This window comes from Mesorhizobium sp. LSJC285A00 (assembly GCF_000503155.1).
GTDB lineage: Bacteria > Pseudomonadota > Alphaproteobacteria > Rhizobiales > Rhizobiaceae > Mesorhizobium.
In genome coordinates this window covers 1-3,792 of the sequence record NZ_AYVK01000091.1, presented here as the reverse complement: position 1 = coordinate 3,792, position 3,792 = coordinate 1, and the positions used below count along the sequence as shown (strand labels likewise).

Here is a 3,792-nt window from a genome sequence, read left to right as displayed (position 1 = left end):
CCTCAAGCACCTCCTGCATCACCGCACGGAGCACTTCGTGCAATCCATCCGGGTTCGAAAGCAAAATGTCTTTGACGGCAGCGCTGGCGGTCTTAACTTCAGTCTTGGTCATGGTGGCGTTCCTCCGCGGGAATCAGGTGACGTGAACAATCACCAGCCTGCCATGACCGCCCCCTCTCAGCGAATTTGCAGAACTCTCAGCACANCGCGGGAATCAGGTGACGTGAACAATCACCAGCCTGCCATGACCGCCCCCTCTCAGCGAATTTGCAGAACTCTCAGCACACTACCTCGGCTTGATCCAATGGAGATGCCGAAGGCGATGTCGTGCAAAGCGGGTCATGCCGCGCCAGAGACCATATTGCCGGAGGCAGATCATGTTTGCGGACGAGACAGCCGCCAAGCATGGCGATTTGCAGCAGGTAGGCGGCGAGCGTGCGCCGTTGGAGGCGCGGTCGCGTTCGGGACGCGTCGATCTGGTCGAGCGCGGTGATCTCGGCGAAGGTGAGAACGCTTTTGGGCGCGGCGTCTGGCTTGGCGCGCGCCGACATAGTGACGAAGAATATGCGCCAGCTGACCACCGCGATGAGGGCGAGGAACTTCGCCAGCCTCTCGGCGGTCTCGAGCCTCGCCTCCTCGGCACGGCAGCCGGACTTCATGACCTTGTGGAACACCTCCGCCTTCCAGCTCTTACCAGCCCAGCTTTTCGACCGCCACGAGAGACCTTCGACCGGCAAGTTAGTCACCCAGCTTCCAGTCGATCGGCTCGCGACAGGGCGGCGGATTCTCTTCGAGGGCGTGGATGTAAGCCAGAACCTGCGGACTGTAGCGCTTGCCCACCGGCGGCAAGGTGTTGATGGCGGCGAACTTCACCCGCAGCCAAGTTGTCTCCTCCTGATCGACCGTAATGCGATGACGTCCCGCCCAAGGCGCCGCCGCAAGTTGGGCAAAGACGCGATGAGCAGGATCGTGTGGGGCAGCATCGGCAGGTCGCGCGGCCAGCCTGTTCTTCTGCACCCGCACGATGAAGCTCGTACCAAGGTCTTGCGCGATGCAATAGAGCTCGCAGATGTCGCTCTCCCGGTCACCCACATGCACGCTGCGCTCGGTCGCGCCAGGGATCCTCGCAATCACCCGCGAGACCGCATCAGCCCGCGGTATCGGCGGCTTTCTGCTGGAGGTGTGGTTCCCGACAAGCGGACCGAGCAGCTTCGACGTTTGGTCGGCCGGCGCAATCAGGTCGTGCGGCATCACACGCGCGTGAAGAACGATATGGCGTCCTGCAGGCGCACCTCGTGCCGAAGTGCCCGCATGCCAATCCGTTCAACAATCGCGCGCCTGCTTGAGAGAAGCGCTGGCGCATGAAGCGGGCGTGGAACGCATATATCGGCGCACGGAGCGCGGCATTAACGGGCCTAGCACCAATACGGTCGACAAATGCGCCAAGGTACTTGGAGGCGTACCGCAGCTCTTTTTAGAGCCAGGTAAATAAGTCCGCTATGATGCGCGCGCTTGCGTGTTCTCGCCATCGTCACGGCGAGCCTCTCGGCATGCTGTCCTGCACCGCGCCGATGCTGTCGCGAACGATTGACAGACCACGGCGCAGGTCAGCCTCGGCAATGGTGAGAGCAACAAGGAATTTCAGTACCTCATTTTGCCCGCCACAGGTCTCGATCACCAACCCGCGACGAAGAGCTTCCCGTGAGATTCGCACAGGTAATGAGTGGTGCTTTTGAAATACGAGCCCGTACATCAGTCCGCGGCCCCGTACACTCAGGCCAAGGTTGGGGAAATCGTTTGCGATGGAGTTCAGTTCCTCAGCCAGAATGGCCGACTTGCGTGCGATTTCTTCCTCGAACTTGGAGTCGGCCCAATAAGTCTCAAGAGCCGCACGAGCAGCGATGAAAGCAAGGTTGTTGCCCCTGAACGTACCGCTGTGCGCGCCAGGCGACCAAACGTCCAGTTCAGGCTTCAGAAGAACGAGGGACATCGGCGTGCCGATCGCCGACAAGGACTTCGACAGAGTGACGATGTCGGGCACGATCTCAGCCGCTTCAAAACTGAAAAATCTTCCCGTGCGACCGACGCCGGCCTGGATATCGTCGATGATCATCAAGATTTCGTGCCGCTTGGTCAGATCACGCAGCCGCTGCAGCCATTGAAAGCTAGCGGGATAGATCCCCCCCTCACCTTGGACTGCTTCCAAAATGACCGCGGCGGGCTTATCGAGGCCACTGCTAGGGTCGTTGAGCAGCTTCTCGAAGTAGTCGAGTGTGTCAACGGACGGGCCGAGATAGCCATCGTACGGCAAAAATGTGACGTGCGCGAGCGGGTAACCTGCGGCACTCCGATACTTTTTGTTTCCGGTCACTGACAACGATCCAGCGCTGACACCGTGGAACGAATTGCCAAAGGCGACGGTGTTTGACCTGCGGGTCACTATGCGAGCCAGCTTCAGTGCCGCCTCGACCGCGTTCGTACCTGTGGGACCAGTAAACTGCAGTTTATAATTCAGACCCCGTGGCTTCAGAATGTACCGCTCGAAGGCCTCGATGAACGCCTTCTTCGCGCTGGTGGCGAGGTCGAGCCCGTGCACAATTCCATCCCGCTCAATATAGTCCAGCACCGGTTTCTTGAAGGCCGGGTTATTGTGCCCATAATTGAGGGCGCCTGCCCCCGCGAAAAAGTCAAGATATTCGCGACCGTCTGCAGCTATAAGACTGGTGCCAACCCCGCGATCGAATAGGACCGGAAACGACCGGATGTAGCCACGCACCTCGGATTCGAGACGCTCAAAAATAGAGATGCTCACATTGCTCGAAGGCGCGAATTTCTTGTCCATAGCGGCAATCGTCTTGTTCATAGTGATTCCCTCGGATGTGAGTCTAGTTGGTGCGCGGCGTTCATGTTGTGGCATCGATATGTCGTGGCCCTGGCAAAAATAGCAGCACCAAATGGACGACGCCGAGTTGGCATTCATGAGTGGTCAGAAACGTGGCCCCCCATGATCTCCTAAAATGAACGTTCGTCGAGTTAAAGATTTATGATGTTTATAACACGTTTGACTCCTGGTGATCGTGTCCCAGGGAGTGGTGTAGCTGACGGCTTGGTCGCCGTGCTCTCCGGCATGGGGCCGGGCTGATCAGCGCGCCACGGCTTGCAGGCTGATGAGAGGATCATCGCTCATTTGACTGGTTTCCAGCGTGGCGCGCGGGACGGCCCATTCGTCGTTCTGTTCGAGCAGGAGCGCGCCGACGAGGCGGACGATGACGTCGTCGTTAGGAAAGATGCCGACGACCTCGGTGCGCCGCTTAATCTCGCCGTTGAGCCTTTCGATTGGGTTGGTGCTGTGGAGCTTGGCGGTGCTCCCTGGGGAGGGTCATGTAGGCCAGCACGTCGGACTCGGCGTCGTCCCATGATGGCGGCGAGCTTGGGCACTTTGGGCGGGATCTGCTCGGCGACGCCACGCCATTTCGTGCTGAGGCTTCCGGCGTCTCCTGGGCAAACGCGGTGGTGATGAAGGCGGAGACGACACGGCGCCCGCTCTTGCCGGCATGGGCCGTGCCGCGCAAGGATCGCACCAGCCGTCGAGGTCGACGGCCAAGCCAACTCGGGAGCGGTGCGCTTGAGCCGCGCCATGACAGAAGGGTGCAGTCCACCATGCAATTGACCTGCGCACTGAGAATTTCCTCCATCTGAGATTAGAGTCCGAGCCTTGATTTAAGGACGGACTGATGAAGAGAAAGCGGTTTACGGAAGAGCAGATCATCGCGGTTCTGCGCGAGCCTGAGG

At 59.5% G+C, this 3,792-nt stretch carries 3 protein-coding genes and 1 pseudogene; all 4 read right to left on the bottom strand.

Annotated features, from left to right (window positions below; translation table 11 throughout):
• Positions 1-278: 278 nt before the first annotated feature.
• Positions 279-746 carry a hypothetical protein gene (locus X726_RS1000000171365; RefSeq protein WP_198037412.1) on the bottom strand — a complete coding sequence of 156 codons (468 nt, stop codon included), beginning with the start codon at positions 744-746 and terminating at the stop codon, positions 279-281.
• Positions 739-1,251: a hypothetical protein gene (locus X726_RS1000000171360; protein ID WP_023673915.1), complete on the bottom strand. Its 513-nt coding sequence runs from the start codon at positions 1,249-1,251 to the stop codon at positions 739-741. The genes X726_RS1000000171365 and X726_RS1000000171360 overlap by 8 nt, the downstream gene beginning before the upstream one ends.
• Before the next feature lie 280 nt (positions 1,252-1,531).
• Positions 1,532-2,863, bottom strand: coding sequence for a diaminobutyrate--2-oxoglutarate transaminase (gene ectB, locus X726_RS137400; protein WP_156940765.1), 1,332 nt, complete (start codon positions 2,861-2,863; stop codon positions 1,532-1,534).
• A gap of 279 nt (positions 2,864-3,142) precedes the next feature.
• A pseudogene (locus X726_RS1000000172140) lies at positions 3,143-3,413 on the bottom strand (transposase); the annotation flags it as partial.
• Between the last annotated feature and the right edge of the window lie 379 nt (positions 3,414-3,792).